General features: G+C 56.8%; 15 protein-coding genes and 1 tRNA gene. 8 read left to right on the top strand and 8 right to left on the bottom strand.

Features of this window, described 5'->3' with window-relative positions; translation table 11 throughout:
• The first annotated feature begins 203 nt into the window (after positions 1-203).
• The 6 genes from tyrS to ERE07_RS06625 all read left to right on the top strand — a co-directional run bounded on the left by tyrS (position 204) and on the right by ERE07_RS06625 (position 5,431).
• The gene (gene tyrS, locus ERE07_RS06650) at positions 204-1,433 is read left to right on the top strand and encodes a tyrosine--tRNA ligase (RefSeq protein WP_130008025.1); all 1,230 of its coding nucleotides are present in this window, start codon (positions 204-206) and stop codon (positions 1,431-1,433) included.
• Positions 1,434-1,454: 21 nt separating this feature from the next.
• On the top strand, positions 1,455-2,096 hold the full coding sequence (locus ERE07_RS06645) for a YbhB/YbcL family Raf kinase inhibitor-like protein (RefSeq protein WP_130008024.1): 642 nt from the start codon (positions 1,455-1,457) through the stop codon (positions 2,094-2,096).
• Positions 2,097-2,368: 272 nt separating this feature from the next.
• The gene (gene glyA / locus ERE07_RS06640; RefSeq protein ID WP_130008023.1) at positions 2,369-3,613 is read left to right on the top strand and encodes a serine hydroxymethyltransferase; all 1,245 of its coding nucleotides are present in this window, start codon (positions 2,369-2,371) and stop codon (positions 3,611-3,613) included.
• A gap of 37 nt (positions 3,614-3,650) precedes the next feature.
• Positions 3,651-4,112 carry a transcriptional regulator NrdR gene (gene nrdR, locus ERE07_RS06635; protein WP_130008022.1) on the top strand — a complete coding sequence of 154 codons (462 nt, stop codon included), beginning with the start codon at positions 3,651-3,653 and terminating at the stop codon, positions 4,110-4,112.
• Positions 4,109-5,269 (top strand): bifunctional diaminohydroxyphosphoribosylaminopyrimidine deaminase/5-amino-6-(5-phosphoribosylamino)uracil reductase RibD, encoded by a 1,161-nt coding sequence (gene ribD, locus ERE07_RS06630; protein WP_280634362.1) that lies wholly within the window; start codon positions 4,109-4,111, stop codon positions 5,267-5,269. The genes nrdR and ribD overlap by 4 nt, the downstream gene beginning before the upstream one ends.
• Before the next feature lie 71 nt (positions 5,270-5,340).
• Positions 5,341-5,431: transfer RNA gene (locus ERE07_RS06625), tRNA-Ser, on the top strand.
• A gap of 330 nt (positions 5,432-5,761) precedes the next feature.
• On the opposite strand, the gene ERE07_RS06615 is transcribed toward ERE07_RS06625, so the two are convergent.
• From ERE07_RS06615 to ERE07_RS06585, 7 genes are all read right to left on the bottom strand, one after another.
• On the bottom strand, positions 5,762-6,073 hold the full coding sequence (locus ERE07_RS06615; protein WP_130008021.1) for a hypothetical protein: 312 nt from the start codon (positions 6,071-6,073) through the stop codon (positions 5,762-5,764).
• A 176-nt stretch (positions 6,074-6,249) separates the two neighbouring features.
• Complete coding sequence (locus ERE07_RS06610) at positions 6,250-6,636, bottom strand: type II toxin-antitoxin system RelE/ParE family toxin (RefSeq protein WP_130008020.1); 387 nt, start codon at positions 6,634-6,636, stop codon at positions 6,250-6,252.
• A gap of 24 nt (positions 6,637-6,660) precedes the next feature.
• On the bottom strand, positions 6,661-6,963 hold the full coding sequence (locus ERE07_RS06605; protein WP_130008019.1) for a type II toxin-antitoxin system Phd/YefM family antitoxin: 303 nt from the start codon (positions 6,961-6,963) through the stop codon (positions 6,661-6,663).
• A 74-nt stretch (positions 6,964-7,037) separates the two neighbouring features.
• Positions 7,038-8,255, bottom strand: coding sequence for an extracellular catalytic domain type 1 short-chain-length polyhydroxyalkanoate depolymerase (locus tag ERE07_RS06600; protein WP_130008018.1), 1,218 nt, complete (start codon positions 8,253-8,255; stop codon positions 7,038-7,040).
• 67 nt (positions 8,256-8,322) lie between these two features.
• Positions 8,323-8,736 carry a CopG family transcriptional regulator gene (locus ERE07_RS06595; protein ID WP_130008017.1) on the bottom strand — a complete coding sequence of 138 codons (414 nt, stop codon included), beginning with the start codon at positions 8,734-8,736 and terminating at the stop codon, positions 8,323-8,325.
• Between the two features lie 210 nt (positions 8,737-8,946).
• Positions 8,947-9,555, bottom strand: a complete 609-nt coding sequence (locus tag ERE07_RS06590; RefSeq protein WP_245153505.1) for a malonic semialdehyde reductase — start codon at positions 9,553-9,555, stop codon at positions 8,947-8,949.
• On the bottom strand, positions 9,548-11,266 hold the full coding sequence (locus ERE07_RS06585; RefSeq protein ID WP_130008016.1) for an N-acyl-D-amino-acid deacylase family protein: 1,719 nt from the start codon (positions 11,264-11,266) through the stop codon (positions 9,548-9,550). Before ERE07_RS06585 ends, ERE07_RS06590 begins: the two co-directional genes overlap by 8 nt.
• A 162-nt stretch (positions 11,267-11,428) precedes the next feature.
• Between ERE07_RS06585 and ERE07_RS06580 the strand changes: the two genes are divergently transcribed.
• Positions 11,429-12,355 (top strand): LysR family transcriptional regulator, encoded by a 927-nt coding sequence (locus ERE07_RS06580; RefSeq protein ID WP_245153504.1) that lies wholly within the window; start codon positions 11,429-11,431, stop codon positions 12,353-12,355.
• A gap of 51 nt (positions 12,356-12,406) precedes the next feature.
• Here ERE07_RS06580 and ERE07_RS06575 read toward each other — a convergent pair whose 3' ends face one another.
• Positions 12,407-13,411 carry a Bug family tripartite tricarboxylate transporter substrate binding protein gene (locus ERE07_RS06575; RefSeq protein ID WP_130008014.1) on the bottom strand — a complete coding sequence of 335 codons (1,005 nt, stop codon included), beginning with the start codon at positions 13,409-13,411 and terminating at the stop codon, positions 12,407-12,409.
• 409 nt (positions 13,412-13,820) lie between these two features.
• On the opposite strand from ERE07_RS06575, the gene ERE07_RS06570 reads away from it, so the two are divergent.
• The gene (locus tag ERE07_RS06570) at positions 13,821-15,011 is read left to right on the top strand and encodes a mandelate racemase/muconate lactonizing enzyme family protein (protein WP_130008013.1); all 1,191 of its coding nucleotides are present in this window, start codon (positions 13,821-13,823) and stop codon (positions 15,009-15,011) included.
• Positions 15,012-15,014: the final 3 nt, after the last annotated feature.

The raw sequence follows: 15,014 nt of genomic DNA, 5'->3' as shown, positions 1-15,014 counted from the left end.
ATATTGGGGTGGCTATAGGGCCGGCATAGGCCGCCAGAGGTAAACCTCAAGCCCGTATTTTGTAGCCTGGCGCTCTGATAAGATGGCGTTTTAAGCCTTGCTTTTAACGATGTCTACCCAGCAGGGTTTGCGCTTGCACGTTATGCTAGCTTATTAGGCTCGAATTTTCGAGCGTTTTTTCAAAATTGCCGTATAAATCCTCTATGTCGTCCACCGAAGCCCCCCTTACATCCGAAGTCCAGGAAGCGCTGCGCATCACCAAGCGAGGCTGCGACGAGTTGCTGGTCGAGTCCGAGTTCGCCCGCAAGCTTGCGCGCAGCCAGGCCAGCGGCACGCCGCTCCGAATCAAGCTGGGCCTGGATCCCACGGCACCGGACATTCATCTGGGGCACACCGTTGTGCTCAACAAGATGCGGCAGTTGCAGGATCTTGGCCACACGGTCATTTTCCTCATTGGGGACTTCACTTCCATGATCGGCGACCCCAGCGGGCGCAATGCCACCCGGCCTCCGCTCACCGCCGAGCAGGTTCACGAAAACGCCAAAACCTACTACGCCCAGGCCAGTCTGGTGCTTGATCCCGCCAAAACCGAAATCCGCTATAACGCCGAATGGTGCGACAAGCTCGGATCGCGCGGCGTTATTCAACTGGCCTCGCGCTATACCGTGGCCCGCATGATGGAGCGAGACGACTTCACCAAGCGGTTCAAGGGCGGTATCCCCATTTCTGTGCACGAGTTCTTGTACCCCTTGCTGCAAGGCTACGATTCCGTCGTCCTCAAGGCCGATCTGGAACTGGGCGGCACCGACCAGAAATTCAACCTGCTGGTCGGCCGCGAATTGCAGAAAGAGTACGGTCAGGAGCCGCAGTGCGTGCTGACTATGCCATTGCTCGAGGGCATGGACGGTGTCGACAAGATGTCCAAGTCCAAGGGCAACTATATAGGTATTACCGAAACGCCGGACTCCATGTTCGGCAAGCTGATGTCCATTTCGGACACGCTCATGTGGAAGTACTACGAACTGCTCTCCTTCCGTTCCATGGATGATATTTCGGCGCTTCAGGCGCAGATCAGGCAAGGGCTGAATCCGCGCGAGGCCAAGGTCATGCTGGCCCAGGAAATCATCACGCGCTTTCACGACCGCAAGGCCGCCGAGCATGCGCTGGCGAACTTTGAAGCCCGTTTCCGTGATGGCGCCATGCCTGAAGACATGCCCGAGGTCCAGGTTGGCAAGGGTCCCCTGGGCATCCTCAAAGTCCTGCGCGAGGCGGGGCTTGCTGCGTCAGGCGCCGAAGCACAGCGTAATGTCGAACAAGGCGGCGTCCGGGTAGACGGCGATCGCATTGAAGACAAGTCCCTGCAGTTGCCTGCCGGCACGTACGTTGTACAGGTAGGCAAGCGCAAATTTGCCCGTGTCACCCTTACTGGCTAAACCATTTCTGAGGAGTACGTCATGAAGTTAACCAGCAAGTCCTTTACGGATAATGGGAACATTCCCGAGCGTTATGCGTTTGGCAAGATTGATGCCCAAAGCCATGTCGCGCTGGCGGGCAACGTCAACCCGCATTTGGCGTGGTCTGATGCGCCTGCTGATGCGCAATCCTTCGTAGTGATCTGCCACGACCCCGACGTACCCAGCAAGCCAGACGATGTCAACCAGGAAGACCGCGAAGTCCCGAGCGACCTGCCACGCGTCGACTTCTACCATTGGGTGCTGGTCGACATTCCCGCCGGTACGCACGAAATCGCGGAGGGTTCGTATTCCGACGGCATTACGCCGCGGGGCAAGGCTGGCCCGCTCGCGCTGGATGGGACGCGCCAAGGCGTCAACGACTACACCCACTGGTTCGCCGCCGATCGAGACATGAACGGCGACTACTTCGGCTACGACGGTCCGTGCCCGCCGTGGAACGATGCCATCCCGCATCGCTATGTCTTTACCGTGTATGCATTGGATATTGCCGAACTGCCCTTTGAAGGTCGCTTTACGGGCAACGACGTCATCAAGGCCATACAAGGCCATATTTTGGCCCAGGCCTCCATCACCGGCACCTATACCCTGAATCCGCGCGTTGCCGAGGCAGGCAAGGCGTAAAGGGGGCTGAGTTCCCGCAGCCAGCTGCTGCGCCGCCACACGCTCGGCACAGTGGCGTCGCGCTTCAACGGCCTTTTGCCCAGTCGTCGGGCAAGCAACATGAGAACGGCTCAAGCCAGCTTGAGCCGTTTTTTTTCAATGGCACGAATGCGGCTGAATCAGCCTTTCGATCGTGGTTTATCGCGATACTTTGCCGGTAATCACGGATATTCGGGCTAAAATGAGGCAGTTTCTCTACATACCCGCTTCACTCTATTCCAGGATCCTCCCCCATGTTTGATCGTTCACTCACTCTCGAGAAAATCGATGCCGATGTCTGGGCTGCCGTCCAGAAAGAAAACGTTCGCCAGGAACAGCATATCGAGCTGATCGCTTCCGAAAACTACACCAGCCCGGCTGTCATGCAGGCGCAGGGCACGCAGATGACCAACAAGTACGCAGAAGGCTATCCGGGCAAGCGCTACTACGGTGGTTGCGAGTATGTGGACATTGTCGAACAACTGGCCATTGATCGTCTCAAGACGCTTTTCGGCGCCGAAGCCGCCAACGTGCAGCCCAATTCGGGCTCCCAGGCCAATCAGGGCGTCTACATGGCTGTTCTGAATCCGGGCGACACCGTGTTGGGCATGAGCCTGGCCGAAGGGGGGCACCTTACCCATGGTTCCCCTGTCAACGCGTCCGGCAAGCTGTACAACTTCGTCTCGTATGGGCTTGATGCCAACGAGGTCCTGGACTACGACCAGCTTGAAAACCTTACCAAAAAGCACAAACCCAAGCTGGTCGTCGGCGGTGCATCCGCCTACTCGCTGCGGATCGACTTTGAACGCATGGCGCGCATCGCCCACGAGAACGGCGCATTGTTCATGGTTGATATCGCCCATTACGCGGGCCTGGTTGCCGGCGGCGCCTATCCCAATCCTGTGCCCCACGCAGATTTTGTCACCTCGACCACGCACAAATCCCTGCGAGGCCCGCGCGGTGGCGTCATCATGATGAAGGCCGAGCACGAGAAGATCATCAACTCCGCCATCTTCCCCGGCATACAGGGCGGCCCCCTGATGCATGTCATCGCCGGCAAAGCCGTGGCCTTCAAGGAGGCGCTGCAGCCCGAGTTCAAGGAATATGCCGCACAGGTGATCAAGAACGCCGACGTGCTGGCCCGCACATTGGTCGAGCGCGGCCTGCGCATTGTGTCCGGCCGCACCGAAAGCCACGTCATGCTGGTCGATCTGCGCGCCAAAGGCATCACCGGCAAAGAAGCCGAGGCTGTGCTTGGCCAGGCCCACATCACTGTCAATAAGAACGCCATCCCGAACGATCCGGAAAAGCCTTTCGTCACCAGCGGTATTCGGCTGGGTACGCCTGCCATGACAACACGCGGCTTCAAAGAAGCCGAGGCGGAGCTCACCGGTCACCTGATTGCCGATGTGCTGGACAACCCCCGCGACGAAGCGTCTGTCGCCGCGGTTCGAGCCCGTGTCAACGAGCTGACTGCTCGTTTGCCGGTCTACGGCTGATAGCGCCCGCCCCGCGCTTGCGCGGGGCCTGCCCAACATGAAATGCCCATTCTGCAGCAGTTTCGATACTCAGGTCATCGACTCTCGTGTTTCCGAGGAGGGCGACACGATACGGCGTCGCCGCCGCTGTACGGCCTGTGAGCGCCGCTTCACCACTTACGAGCGGGCAGAGCTTGTCATGCCTGCCGTGGTCAAGCGCAACGGCACCCGCACCGAATTCAATATCGACAAACTGCGAGGCAGCCTGAGCCTGGCACTGCGCAAGCGGCCCGTCAGCACCGAGGATGTGGATGCTGCCGTCGCCCGCATAGAAGAAAACCTGCTGGTCAGCGGCCGGCGCGAGGTTGAATCTGGCTATATCGGCGAACTGGTCATGGCCGAGCTCAAAAAACTGGACCAAGTGGCTTATGTGCGATTCGCCTCTGTCTATAAAAGCTTTGAAGACATCGGCGAATTCGTCAAGGCCATCGATGAAATGCAGGATAAGCCCAGGCCGTGAGCACACCGCTGCCATCCTCTGTATCTCGCGAGGCCGCGAATCAAGACCTGCACTGGATGCGCCGGGCACTCGCCCTGGCGGAGAGCGTCCTCTACATCACCGACCCAAACCCTCGCGTCGGATGTGTCATTGTGCGCGATGGGCAACTGATTGCCTCGGGCGCCACGCAGCCTGCTGGCGGCCCCCATGCCGAAGTCATGGCACTGCGCCAGGCCGCGGCGCAAGGCGTCGATATCGCGGGCGCTACGGTCTACGTCACGCTTGAACCCTGCAGCCACCATGGGCGCACACCGCCGTGCGCGGACGCGCTAATTGCCGCACGACCCGCTCGCGTGGTCATCGCCCTGAGCGATCCCAACCCTTTGGTAGCGGGGCGCGGCGAACGACGCCTGCGCGAGGCCGGAATCGCCGTGACAGTGGGCGTCTGCGCAGAGGAATCTCTGGCACTCAATCCAGGTTTTGTCGCTCGCATGACGCGCGCCACGCCTTGGGTATGGCTCAAGCTGGCCGCCACGCTGGACGGGCGCATAGCCCTGCCCAACGGCAAATCCCAATGGATCACCGGCGATGCCGCCAGGGCGGACGGGCATCACTGGCGCGCCCGCAGCAGTGTTGTGCTCACCGGCTCCGGCACGGTCGCGGCAGACAATCCTCAACTGAATATACGGCATGTTGATACCGTACGGCCTCCCATCAAGGCGGTGGTCGACAGCCGTTTCGAGATCGATGAAAATGCCCGTCTCTTTGATGGCACGCAGGTCTGGGTTTTTACCTGCTCGCCTGAGGCCACGAAATCGGCCCGGCTGGCAGCCAAGAACGCGCTGGTCATTCCCATGCCAGCCAGCAATGGCCGAGTCGATCTGGCCGCCATGATGCGCTGGATGGGCGAGCACGAGGTCAATGAGGTCCACGTCGAGGCTGGCGCCCGGTTGAGCGGCGCATTGCTGCAGGCAGGATGCGTGGATGAGTTGCTGATTTATCTGGCGCCCATGCTGATGGGGCCAGGGTTGGGGATGGTGCGCCTGCCGGAACTCGATGAACTGACGGCGATGCAACGCTTCGCTTTTACCGGCGCTGCCCCGGTGGGCGAAGATATGCGGCTGCGTGCACGCCATGTGGAACACTGGCTGGCGCTACGGCAATTTGCGCGAATCTGATGCCTGGCAGTCCAACGACATAGAATTCTGCTAGAATAGCGGACTTCGCTTTAGCCTACGCTAGCGTTGCAGGACAGGTGGCCGAGTGGTTGAAGGCGCACGCCTGGAAAGCGTGTATACGTGAATAGCGTATCGGGGGTTCGAATCCCCCTCTGTCCGCCAGGAATACATCTACAGTTGTACACAACAGTCTATAAGGCCCGCATGGTTAAACGCTATGCGGGCTTTTGTTGTCTACGGCAGTGCATGGCAGACTATAGCCATATACCCTCATCTAGGGGTACATTTGGGGGTATCTCTTGGGCCCTCTAGAAAAAGTACCCCCAATATGGCCCTAACCAACATCCAATGCAAACAGGCTGTACCCAAGGAAAAGCCCTATAAGCTAGCGGCTGGGGGCGGGCTCTCGGGGCCTGCTGGATATGGTGTATCAGTAGGGTTTGGCATAAGAAAGCCCTCTGAGTGGAGAGCGTGTTTGCAGTCCGCGAGGACTTAGGCAGCTTTCTTAGGCTTATCCTTACCATTGGCAATGTACTCACGGAGGATGCGGCGTGTTTCGTTATCCGCGAACCTCTTTAGTACCTGCCTCATCATAGGCTGATAGGAAAGCCCATGGTGCTTGGCGATCATTTTGAAATCGTCGATTAGACATTCTTCGAGACGAATGGAAATTGGACGCATTGCCAAGTTGTCATTGATAAGAGATTCCAAGTCGTCATCATCTACTTTTACATAAGCCTCGTCAGCTCCTAGAGCCCCTGTCTCCCAATTCTCTAAAGTGCTTTCAATCTTAGGTGCATTCATGGCTTTTCTCCATATTTTTTGTATATACGAATTTCTTCAGCATTCGGCTCATATGCCGTCTTGATTTCCAGATGATCATGGTAAGGAATAAAGCAAATTTTTAGCCTCATTCCCCAGTCAGTCTCGTAGCTCTCTGATACGCAACGGGAAGGGGCTTTTTCATTGACGACTCTCGTTTACGCTGGCCAGTGACTTGCCAAATCAAATGACAGTTGCCGCTGATGGCGAATCGAGAGCAGATACACCGTGCCTTTGATGTGCGCATACAGCAGCAGGTAGTGCGCCATCACATATTCGCGCAGTTCGCTGCCTGGGGTAATGGCATTGAGTTGTTTGGTCAGTCGCGTAATGCCGTTGCCTACCTCGACGGAGCGGGCGGGCCGGTCGAGGAATGATCGGCCCATGCCGGGAAAGCGCTCCAGATTGGGGATAACGGCCTGCGTTAGTTCGTCCAGCAGCGCATCGTATGCTTGGGGGGATTTGGCTTGCAGCAGGAACGCTTGGACTTCTTCAAGGTTGCGCTCGAAGTTGGCGGTGAGCTTGACGGTACGACGGGCTGTCACAGTGCGAATCTATCTACTGTCTAGTTAGATGGCTGTTCTGGTGGTGCGGCGAGATTTGAGCGCGGAGAGGGTGCTGCGAGCGTCTTTGACCTTGCCTGCCGATATGTCGGCCAGGCCCTTGCTGGCGTCTTCGATCAACAACAAATGGATACGCTCGCGCTCCAACTGGTGGTAGTAATCCAGTCGCTGGGCGTCGATGATGGCAACGTAGCTTTCGCCGTTTTTTGTGACGATTTTCTCGGCCCCAGCCTTCACCTGGTCGGCCAGTTCGGACAGATTGGCCCTGGCTTGGGACAGCGAGATAATATCGCCGGCTGAGATCGACATAATCGCCTCCATAGGCTCATAGGTTGTACAGAATAACGTACATTATAACTTAGGCGTGTATCGTCGCGAAGCGCTTATCTCTTCTTAGTCTGGGTATAAAAGAAACGCATCATTTCCCGGCTGGCATCGGGGCCTCTGGCATCTGTGTAGCTGCCCTGGTTGCTGCCGCCGGACCACGCATGAGCGGCGCCGTGGATAAGCCATTGTTCGGCGTCGACATGCCCTTGTGCATCGGCATAGGTAGTTCGGGTAAATGCGTGACCATTGGGCGTTTTTCCCACCTGCACGACCGGTTCGGATTTGCCGCTCGTCGTCGCGAGATCCGGATCAGCAGATTGCATATGTTTATCTTGGGATTTGCGGTGTGGCGCACTTTGTACCACGATGGTGTCGCTGTTGCTGGGATGGACGGTTGAGTCTCGGTCGCCATGAAAAACGATGATGGGGATTGCCGCCAGACGGGCAGCGGCCCCAGTGGGTGTTCCGGATTTTGCCTGATATGCCGATGGTCCATTTTTCATTGCTGCCAGCGCTGAGGGCAGGTCTTGTGCCGAGGCATAGGGCAGGCCTGAATGAACACCGACAGCGGTGTATAGATCCGGATAGAGCGTGCCCATGATGACGGCCATCGCGCCCCCCGCCGACATGCCAGCTATATAAACGCGTTTCGCATCGATATGATAAGTGTCGATAACCTGACGCGTGATGCCAGCGATGAGTGACGGCTCGCCTTGATCACGCTTTTGATCGATGGCCTTGAACCAGTTCCAGCACCGCGCACTATTGGCGGATTGTGCCTGGGCGGGATACACGACGAGGCATTGTTTTTCTTCGGCGATCTCGTTCATGCGCGTGCCGCTGGCAAAGTCGTCTGGATCTTGTGTGCAGCCATGCAGCATAACCATCAATGGCAGAGTCTGCCCGTGATAACTGCTGGGAACGTACAGTTTGTAGCTTCGCTGGCCTGCGTTGTTGCGATACGATCCGGCGATAAAACGGTCTGGCTCGCCGGCTTCTTCAGGCTGACAGGCATCGCCTGCCTTGTCTGTACCGAGTGTGTGGTGTGTGTCGGAGATATCTATGCACTCGATTGTCGCTTCCTCTGGCGCAGGGGTGATATCGCGCATCGGGCGCGACTGCTGTGGGCGCCAGGCCGGGTGTTCGCCTGCGTCCCAGCAGCCGTGTTGCTGCAAGGCTTGCTGAATAGCGATCGTGGCTGCTGCTGGTCCGCTTGTCATCAAGGTTGACGTCGCATCCCGCATTTTTTCGAACATCTTTTCGTTCATTTTCATTACAACGGTTCCTTCCAAACGTCGTCAGGCGGATAAGCCAGGGGCGCAGAGTGTTTACGGTCATTCATTAACGAATACGCTGAGCCAGGGCTTTCTTGACGGCCGAACTCGCGCGCAAGGCGCCTAACACGGTTATGGATTCTATGGTTGCCAACGCCAGTTCCGGTGATACATCTGTGCCGATACTGGCCAGGCCCAGCACTTGGATTTGCAGGCGCTGCCCGGCGGCCTGTAGCGCCTCAAGGTCTGCGCGCGAGTAATGCTGCAAACCCAGCACCAGGCTTTTACGAGCTACCGTCTGTTTGACGACATCCGTATGGGTATTCAACTGATTGCGGATGGCGGTGCGGATCAAATCTGTGCGATTTGAATAAAAGCCTTCCTGTACCAACAGATCTATTTGTCCAAGATCAATCAGGCCAAGGTTGATCGTGACCTTCTCGCTTTCATTGAGCTTGGGTCGAATGTCATGCACGCTCATACTGTTCCTTTATACTCTACTTGGATGGTATACACCATCCATTTACCATCCGTATGGAGTTCAGTATAGGCTGTGCAATTCAACAGTCAAGTAACGAAATGAACCAGTTGTTCCGTTCATTCAAAAAAAAACCGGCGCTCCGGCCGGATGAAAGAGGACGGCCGGGATAGGCCGCCAAGCTTTAAATTGTTATGGCAAGCAACCGCCGCCTCAAACTACCTCACATGCGGTTTCGAAGCTCAAGCGTGGAAGACGCGGATGCAACGCCTGATCGTCGCCGTAACCCAGATTACAAAGAAAATTCACCTCATACGGCCGATCCGGGAAAAACGCCTGTGCCACGGCCTCTGCGTCAAACCCGCCCATGGGCCCGCAATCTAGGCCAAGGCTGCGTGCGGCCAGAATGAAATAACCGCCTTGAAGGCTGCCGTTGCGTAGCGCCGCGATTCGGGTGGCGTCGGCGCTGCTGGTGAACCAGGATGGCGCCGACGGCTCATGAGGGTAAAGCGTGGCCAGTTGCTCAGGGAAGTCCAGGTCGTAGGCCAGAATGGCGGTTACCGGTGCCTGGCGGGTTTTTTCGCGGTTGCCGGCTGCCATGTGTGGCAACAGCCGCTCCTTTGCCTGTGGGCTGCACACAAATATCACGCGCAAAGGCGAGCAGTTGGCTGAGGTCGGCCCCATGGCGGTCATGGCATACAGTTTCTGCAGCAGCTGAGGAGCCACGGGCTGGTCCAGCCAGGCACTGTGGGTGCGGGCTTGTAGGAAAAGCTGGTCTATATGTTGATCTGTCATAGCGCTGGATGATACAGAATCACGCATGGATGCCTCCTTTGCGGCTACGCAGCAACCGACCTGGCAGTGATCCGGTCGACTGGCCATGTTCGAAAATGGGCTCTCCGTTGACCAGCGTCGCGACATAGCCGTCTGCACGCTGTACTAATCTACGCCCGCCTGCCGGCAGATCAAATACCATCTCCGGTCCATGCAGCTTGAGCATGGCGGGGTCGATCACATTGATATCCGCCTTGAATCCCGGCATCAGCGTGCCTCGATCGTGCAGGCCATACACGCGCGCGGTATCAGCAGTCTGGCGCTTTACCACGCGTTCCAAGGGCAATGTATCGCCACGCTTGCGATCACGGGTCCAGTAGCTGAGCATGAAGGTGGGTAAACTGACGTCGCAGATGTAACCGCAATGGGCGCCGCCGTCCGACAAGCTGTTCACCGTATTGTCGTGCTGGAGCATTTCGTGCACATGATTCAGATGCCCATAGGCGTAATTGAAGGACGGGTAGTACAAGAATGCTTTGCCTTCCTTCTCCAGCATCAGATCGTAGACGATGTCCAGGGGCTGCCGGCCTGTGCGCGCTGCCATCGCGGCCACGCTGTTTTCCTCTCGCGGCTCATAGTCCGGCTCGTCGCCCAGCGGGAAGATCTTGTGAAAGCTGCTGAATAACGTTGTGGCGCGCCGGTCGAGCAGGCCAGCGTTTTCACCCATCAGTTTGCGGCGTACGTCCGGGTCGCGCAACTGCGCAATCATCTCGTCGAATGGCAGGGTTTGCAGCACCTTGAAGGTCGGGTGCGCGACGAAAGGATGCAAGCTGCTTTGCCATGAGAAAAGTATGCCCAGCGGTCTGCCGCTGATGCCGCCCAGTAAGGGGATGTTCTGCTGGCGGGCTTGTTCCAGTTGGTCCATAAGCTGGCGCCAAACATCCGGCGCATCATCGGTCTGCTGCAGGTTGAATAGAACGGGCAAGTCGTTGTGCCGCGCCAGAGCACCGAGCCAGGGCATTTCCTGTTCCATCGCAGGGTGGTTGGCAGTCATCTGGAACACACCGTGGCCTGCCTCGCCCAGCACGGTACCCAGGGACATCAGTTCCTCTTCCGTGGCAAAAGTGCCGGGAGGATACTTGCGCTCGTCATACTTGTGCAGAAATGTCTTTGAAGTGGAAAAGCCCATTGCCCCGGCATCCATTGCCTGGCGTAAAAGATTGCGCATGTCCTGCAAGTCCTGGGGGGCGGCTTCGTCATGATGTATGGCCCGATCGCCCATGACATAGGCGCGCAAGGCAGAATGCGGCAATTGGGCGCCGATATCCAAGGCTTTGGGCTTACGTGCCAGGGCGTCCAGGTATTCGGGGAAGGTTTCCCACTCCCATTCGATGCCTTCGGACAGCACCGAGCCTGGTATGTCTTCCACGCCTTCCATGACCTTGATCAACCAATCGCGTCGATCCTGGCGCACCGGGGCAAAGCCTACGCCACAGTTGCCCATGATCGCTGTCGTCACGCCATGCCAGGTGGAAGGGCTGAGGTAAGGATCCCACGTGGCCTGGCCATCGTAGTGAGTGTGAATATCGACCCACCCCGGCGTCACCAGACATCCATCCGCATCTATTTCGCGCCGCCCGGCGCCTGCCTTGCCACCTGCCTGAACAATCTTCCCCGCGCTGATGGCAAGGTCTCCACAGAATGCAGGCTGCCCGCTGCCATCGACAATCGTGCCGCGCCGGATTACCAAGTCGTACATGTTGTCTCTCTCCTGATGTCACTGATGAATTTTGCGGGTAGCTGATGCCGGGTCATTTGGGTTGCCGGCCTCTGAAATCCGCCTTCGATCGATAAATCTTAGGCTTGCGGTTGGTTTGAATCAAATGCATACTGTTGGATAAATTAATGATAAAAACTCATTATGCTTAGTTTGCGCGCCTTAAAACACTTTTCCACGCTGGCTGAGGAGCGTCACTATTCTCGCGCCGCGGCAAAATTGCATCTGACGCAATCCGCGCTGACCCGCAGTATCCAGTCGCTGGAAGAAACCCTTGGCCTGAAATTGCTGGACCGCAGCGCAGCCGGTATTCGCCTCACCAAACCTGGCCGCAGCGTTCTGGCGCACGCGCACCGGGTGCTGGCCGAAGCGGCGGCGCTCAAACGTGAAACGGAACTGATCCGGGGCCTGGCCAGCGGCGAGGTCGCCATGGGGGCGGGGGTGTTTCCGGCCGCGGGTTTTCTGTCGCCTCTGCTGACACAATTGGCGCAGGATTACCCTGGCATCAGCATGCGTGTAGAAATAGAAGGCTGGGCCAGTCTGGTGGAGATGCTTGCGCAAGACAGGCTGGATTTCGTTGTAGCGGTCACCCACAGCCTGCCTCCTTCAGCAGAGTTCACGGTACGTCCCTTGCCGCCCCAGCATGCCGGCCTGTTTGTCCGCGCAGGGCATCCGTTGCTGGCGATTCAAGGCCGAAGTGCGTTGCGGTCCGCTCTGATGAATTATCGTTTGGCGGCCACGCCCTTGCCGCCTCGAACACGGGATCATCTGGCAGCGCTGTACAGGCTGACCAGTGTCGATGACCTTCCCATGGCGCTGGAGTGCAACAGTGTTGCCGCGTTGCGCGCCGTCGCGCTGGGCAGCGATGTCATTTTTCTGTGCATGCGAGAATCGATTCGCGGGGAACTCGAAGACGGTAGCCTGATCCAGCTGCCCATTTTCTATTCCAATCAAACAGAACTTACCTGCAGCATTATTCACCATGCCGGACGCACACTGTCGCCCGCTGCCGTACAGGTGATCAGCATGGTAGAAGCATTGATGAGCGAGGGCGCGGCCGTAAAAAAATAGCGCAAGGCGAGGCTGGCGCACGCACATCCAGCCCGCCCGCTGGCTCAATCCCTATTGATCGAGTTTCAGATCAAGCGCCTTGATGATCTGCCCCCAGTGTTCATAGTCCCGACGCACGATACTGGCAAACTCCTTGGGGCCTGCTCCGCTGACTTGAACGCCTTGGGATTCAAAGCTCTTCACAATTTCAGGGTCGGACAGCGCGTGGCGAAACACGCCGGCGATTTGCTCGGCTAATTCATCTGGCACATTGCCTGGCGCGAAGATGGCTTGCCATCCCACTATGTCCAGACCCTCAATGCCCTGCTCCGCCAGGGTGGGCAAGTCCGGGAGAACCGCCAAACGTTTGTCTGTGGCGGTGCCAAAGAGTTTCAGCTTTCCTGCTCTCGCCTGATTCACGGCTGTTGCCGTGTCCACGAAACCGAAATGGATATCCCCTGCAAGCAGGCCTATCAGGGCGTCGGCAGAGCCCTTGTAGGGAATATGGACGGCATCGATTCCGGTATTGCGCAAAAGTATTTCCGAGTTCAGGTGTGCTGTCGACCCTACGTTGTATGAGCCGTAATTGAGTTCACCGGGATGCTGCCGTGCGTATTCGATGAGCGCCTGCATGGAGTCGAACGGAGCGTCTTTGTTCACGGCCAGAATGGTCGCAGAGTCGACGACTTTCAGAATGGGGGTGAAATCCTTGAATGCGTCGTAGGGCAGTTTTTTGAAAAGATGGGGATTCTGGGCATGTGTCAGGACGTAGGTGTAGAGCAGCGTATATCCATCCGGCTTGGCTCTGGCCACCGCATCAGCGCCGATGGTCGTGCTCGCCCCGGGCTTGTTTTCGACAATGACGGGAACCCCGGTTTCCTTGTTCACTTGTTGTGCCAGCCTGCGCACGAGCCCATCAGCGCCTGACCCCGCGCTGAAGGGCGCGACGATTGTGATGGGTTTGCCCGAAGCGGGCCAGGTCGATGAACTGGCACAGGCCGGTGCTGCAGCAGACAGCATTCCTACGGCCAATGTGAAGGCGAAAGGGCGCCAATTATTTCGGAAGATGTTTCTCATTGTGCTGATGTCTCCAATTTGCTCATTGAGTAAGTCAATGGATATGGCCAGGCGATATCCAGGCTCGCCGGGCGACCTCTTAGGGTCTCGCAGGCATTCTAGGGAGAATCCGTGAAGCTAGTCCAATGTATAAATATTCAGAAAAGCCGAGAAAAACTCATAATGACGCGCTGAGTGGCTTTGCCAGTCTGTGGGTGGGCTCATTGATTGCGCGTAGGGTGTCGTTCGGCCCTAAAGCTGGTAAGCGCTAACTCGTTGGGTAGCTCATCGAGCTTATGAAAAAAAACGATCCTAAACGTCAAAAATAATTCGCTTTTTAAATCCATAGAGCTATGAGAAAGTTCTTTTGTCTAAAGATAAAAGTACCGTTCCGTCCCATTGAATTTTTGTTTCTGGAAGAGGTCGTGGCGTGAAGATAGCTCATATAGAAACTTTTCTTTTCTATCCGGGAAGCGGCAAGAACTTGTTGTTTTGCCGCGTTGAAACTGACGATGGACACTATGGCTGGGGTGAGTCATATGTAGGCGTAAACAAAGAAAAGATAGTGGATGAATACCTGCGGGCGATGGCTCCCTATATTGTCGGTCGCTCGCCGTTCAACATACGCCACCTCGGTCAGATTATGTTCGATGACTTCGCTATCCGGCGTACATCAGTGGATTTCCTGTGTGCATGGAGCGCCATTGAAATTGCATTGTGGGACATCGTTGGCAAAGCGACAGGGCAGCCTGTTCACAATTTGCTTGGCGGCGCATCACGTGAGCAGGTGCGGGTTTATGCCAATGGCTGGTGGTATGGGGCAGGAACGATTGACGAAATCGTGCAACGAGCTGTAGAGGTAAAGGAAATGGGCTACACGGCGCTCAAATGGGATCCTTTTCCTGGGCCGTGGCGAACATTTGTTTCCCGGCAGGAAGAAGATCATGCGGTTGAGTGTGTTCGGCAAGTTCGTAAGGCCTTAGGTCCAGACATGGACTTGCTTATCGATGCGCACCGTCGAGTAGCGCCGTATCACTCTATACGAGTTGCAAGACGTTTAGAAGAGTTCGATATCTTCTGCTTCGAAGAACCCTGCCTTTCGGACAACATAGCACTGGTAGCAGAGGTGCGCACAAAAATAAACACGCCGGTGGTAACAGGCGAAACACTCTACACCAAGGAACAGTTCAGCGAAGTACTTGCCGCGAGAGCGGCCGATATTCTGAATCCGGATATTTGTGCTGTAGGGGGCATCTTGCAGATGCTGGACATCGCAGCGATGGCCCATCCGCATGCGGTTGCCATCAGTCCCCATAACTACAACAGCACCATCGTTGGGCTGGCGGCCACCATCCATTATTCGGCAATGATTTCGAATTTCGTGATCGCGGAATGCTTTATCAACCTGCAGGACGCCTGTAATGATATCGCGGTGAATCGGATTGAAATAAAGGATGGCTGGATGGATATTCCTACAGCGCCTGGACTGGGCGTGGACATGGATGTCGAGGTGATGAGACGGCGCCCCTACAAGGCCTTTCCCAGCAAGGGTATGCGCCAATATTGGGAAGAGTTTCCCCGCAAAAACTATGTCTGGGGAATGGCAAACGTTACCCGATAAGTG

It is taken from the genome of Allopusillimonas ginsengisoli, assembly GCF_004153455.1.
Classification (GTDB): domain Bacteria; phylum Pseudomonadota; class Gammaproteobacteria; order Burkholderiales; family Burkholderiaceae_B; genus Allopusillimonas; species Allopusillimonas ginsengisoli.
The sequence above is the reverse complement of the archived record's forward strand: the minus strand, read 5'-3'. Positions and strand labels throughout refer to the sequence as shown.

Excerpts from the sequence above, each read along its gene's own strand:
- tyrS (WP_130008025.1), top strand. The coding sequence starts at position 204 with ATGTCGTCCACCGAAGCCCCCCTTACATCCGAAGTCCAGGAAGCGCTG.
- ERE07_RS06645 (WP_130008024.1), top strand. The coding sequence starts at position 1,455 with ATGAAGTTAACCAGCAAGTCCTTTACGGATAATGGGAACATTCCCGAG.
- glyA (WP_130008023.1), top strand. The coding sequence starts at position 2,369 with ATGTTTGATCGTTCACTCACTCTCGAGAAAATCGATGCCGATGTCTGG.
- nrdR (WP_130008022.1), top strand. The coding sequence starts at position 3,651 with ATGAAATGCCCATTCTGCAGCAGTTTCGATACTCAGGTCATCGACTCT.
- ERE07_RS06615 (WP_130008021.1), bottom strand. The coding sequence starts at position 6,073 with ATGAATGCACCTAAGATTGAAAGCACTTTAGAGAATTGGGAGACAGGG.
- ERE07_RS06605 (WP_130008019.1), bottom strand. The coding sequence starts at position 6,963 with ATGTCGATCTCAGCCGGCGATATTATCTCGCTGTCCCAAGCCAGGGCC.
- ERE07_RS06600 (WP_130008018.1), bottom strand. The coding sequence starts at position 8,255 with ATGAAAATGAACGAAAAGATGTTCGAAAAAATGCGGGATGCGACGTCA.
- ERE07_RS06595 (WP_130008017.1), bottom strand. The coding sequence starts at position 8,736 with ATGAGCGTGCATGACATTCGACCCAAGCTCAATGAAAGCGAGAAGGTC.
- ERE07_RS06590 (WP_245153505.1), bottom strand. The coding sequence starts at position 9,555 with ATGCGTGATTCTGTATCATCCAGCGCTATGACAGATCAACATATAGAC.
- ERE07_RS06585 (WP_130008016.1), bottom strand. The coding sequence starts at position 11,266 with ATGTACGACTTGGTAATCCGGCGCGGCACGATTGTCGATGGCAGCGGG.
- ERE07_RS06580 (WP_245153504.1), top strand. The coding sequence starts at position 11,429 with ATGCTTAGTTTGCGCGCCTTAAAACACTTTTCCACGCTGGCTGAGGAG.
- ERE07_RS06575 (WP_130008014.1), bottom strand. The coding sequence starts at position 13,411 with ATGAGAAACATCTTCCGAAATAATTGGCGCCCTTTCGCCTTCACATTG.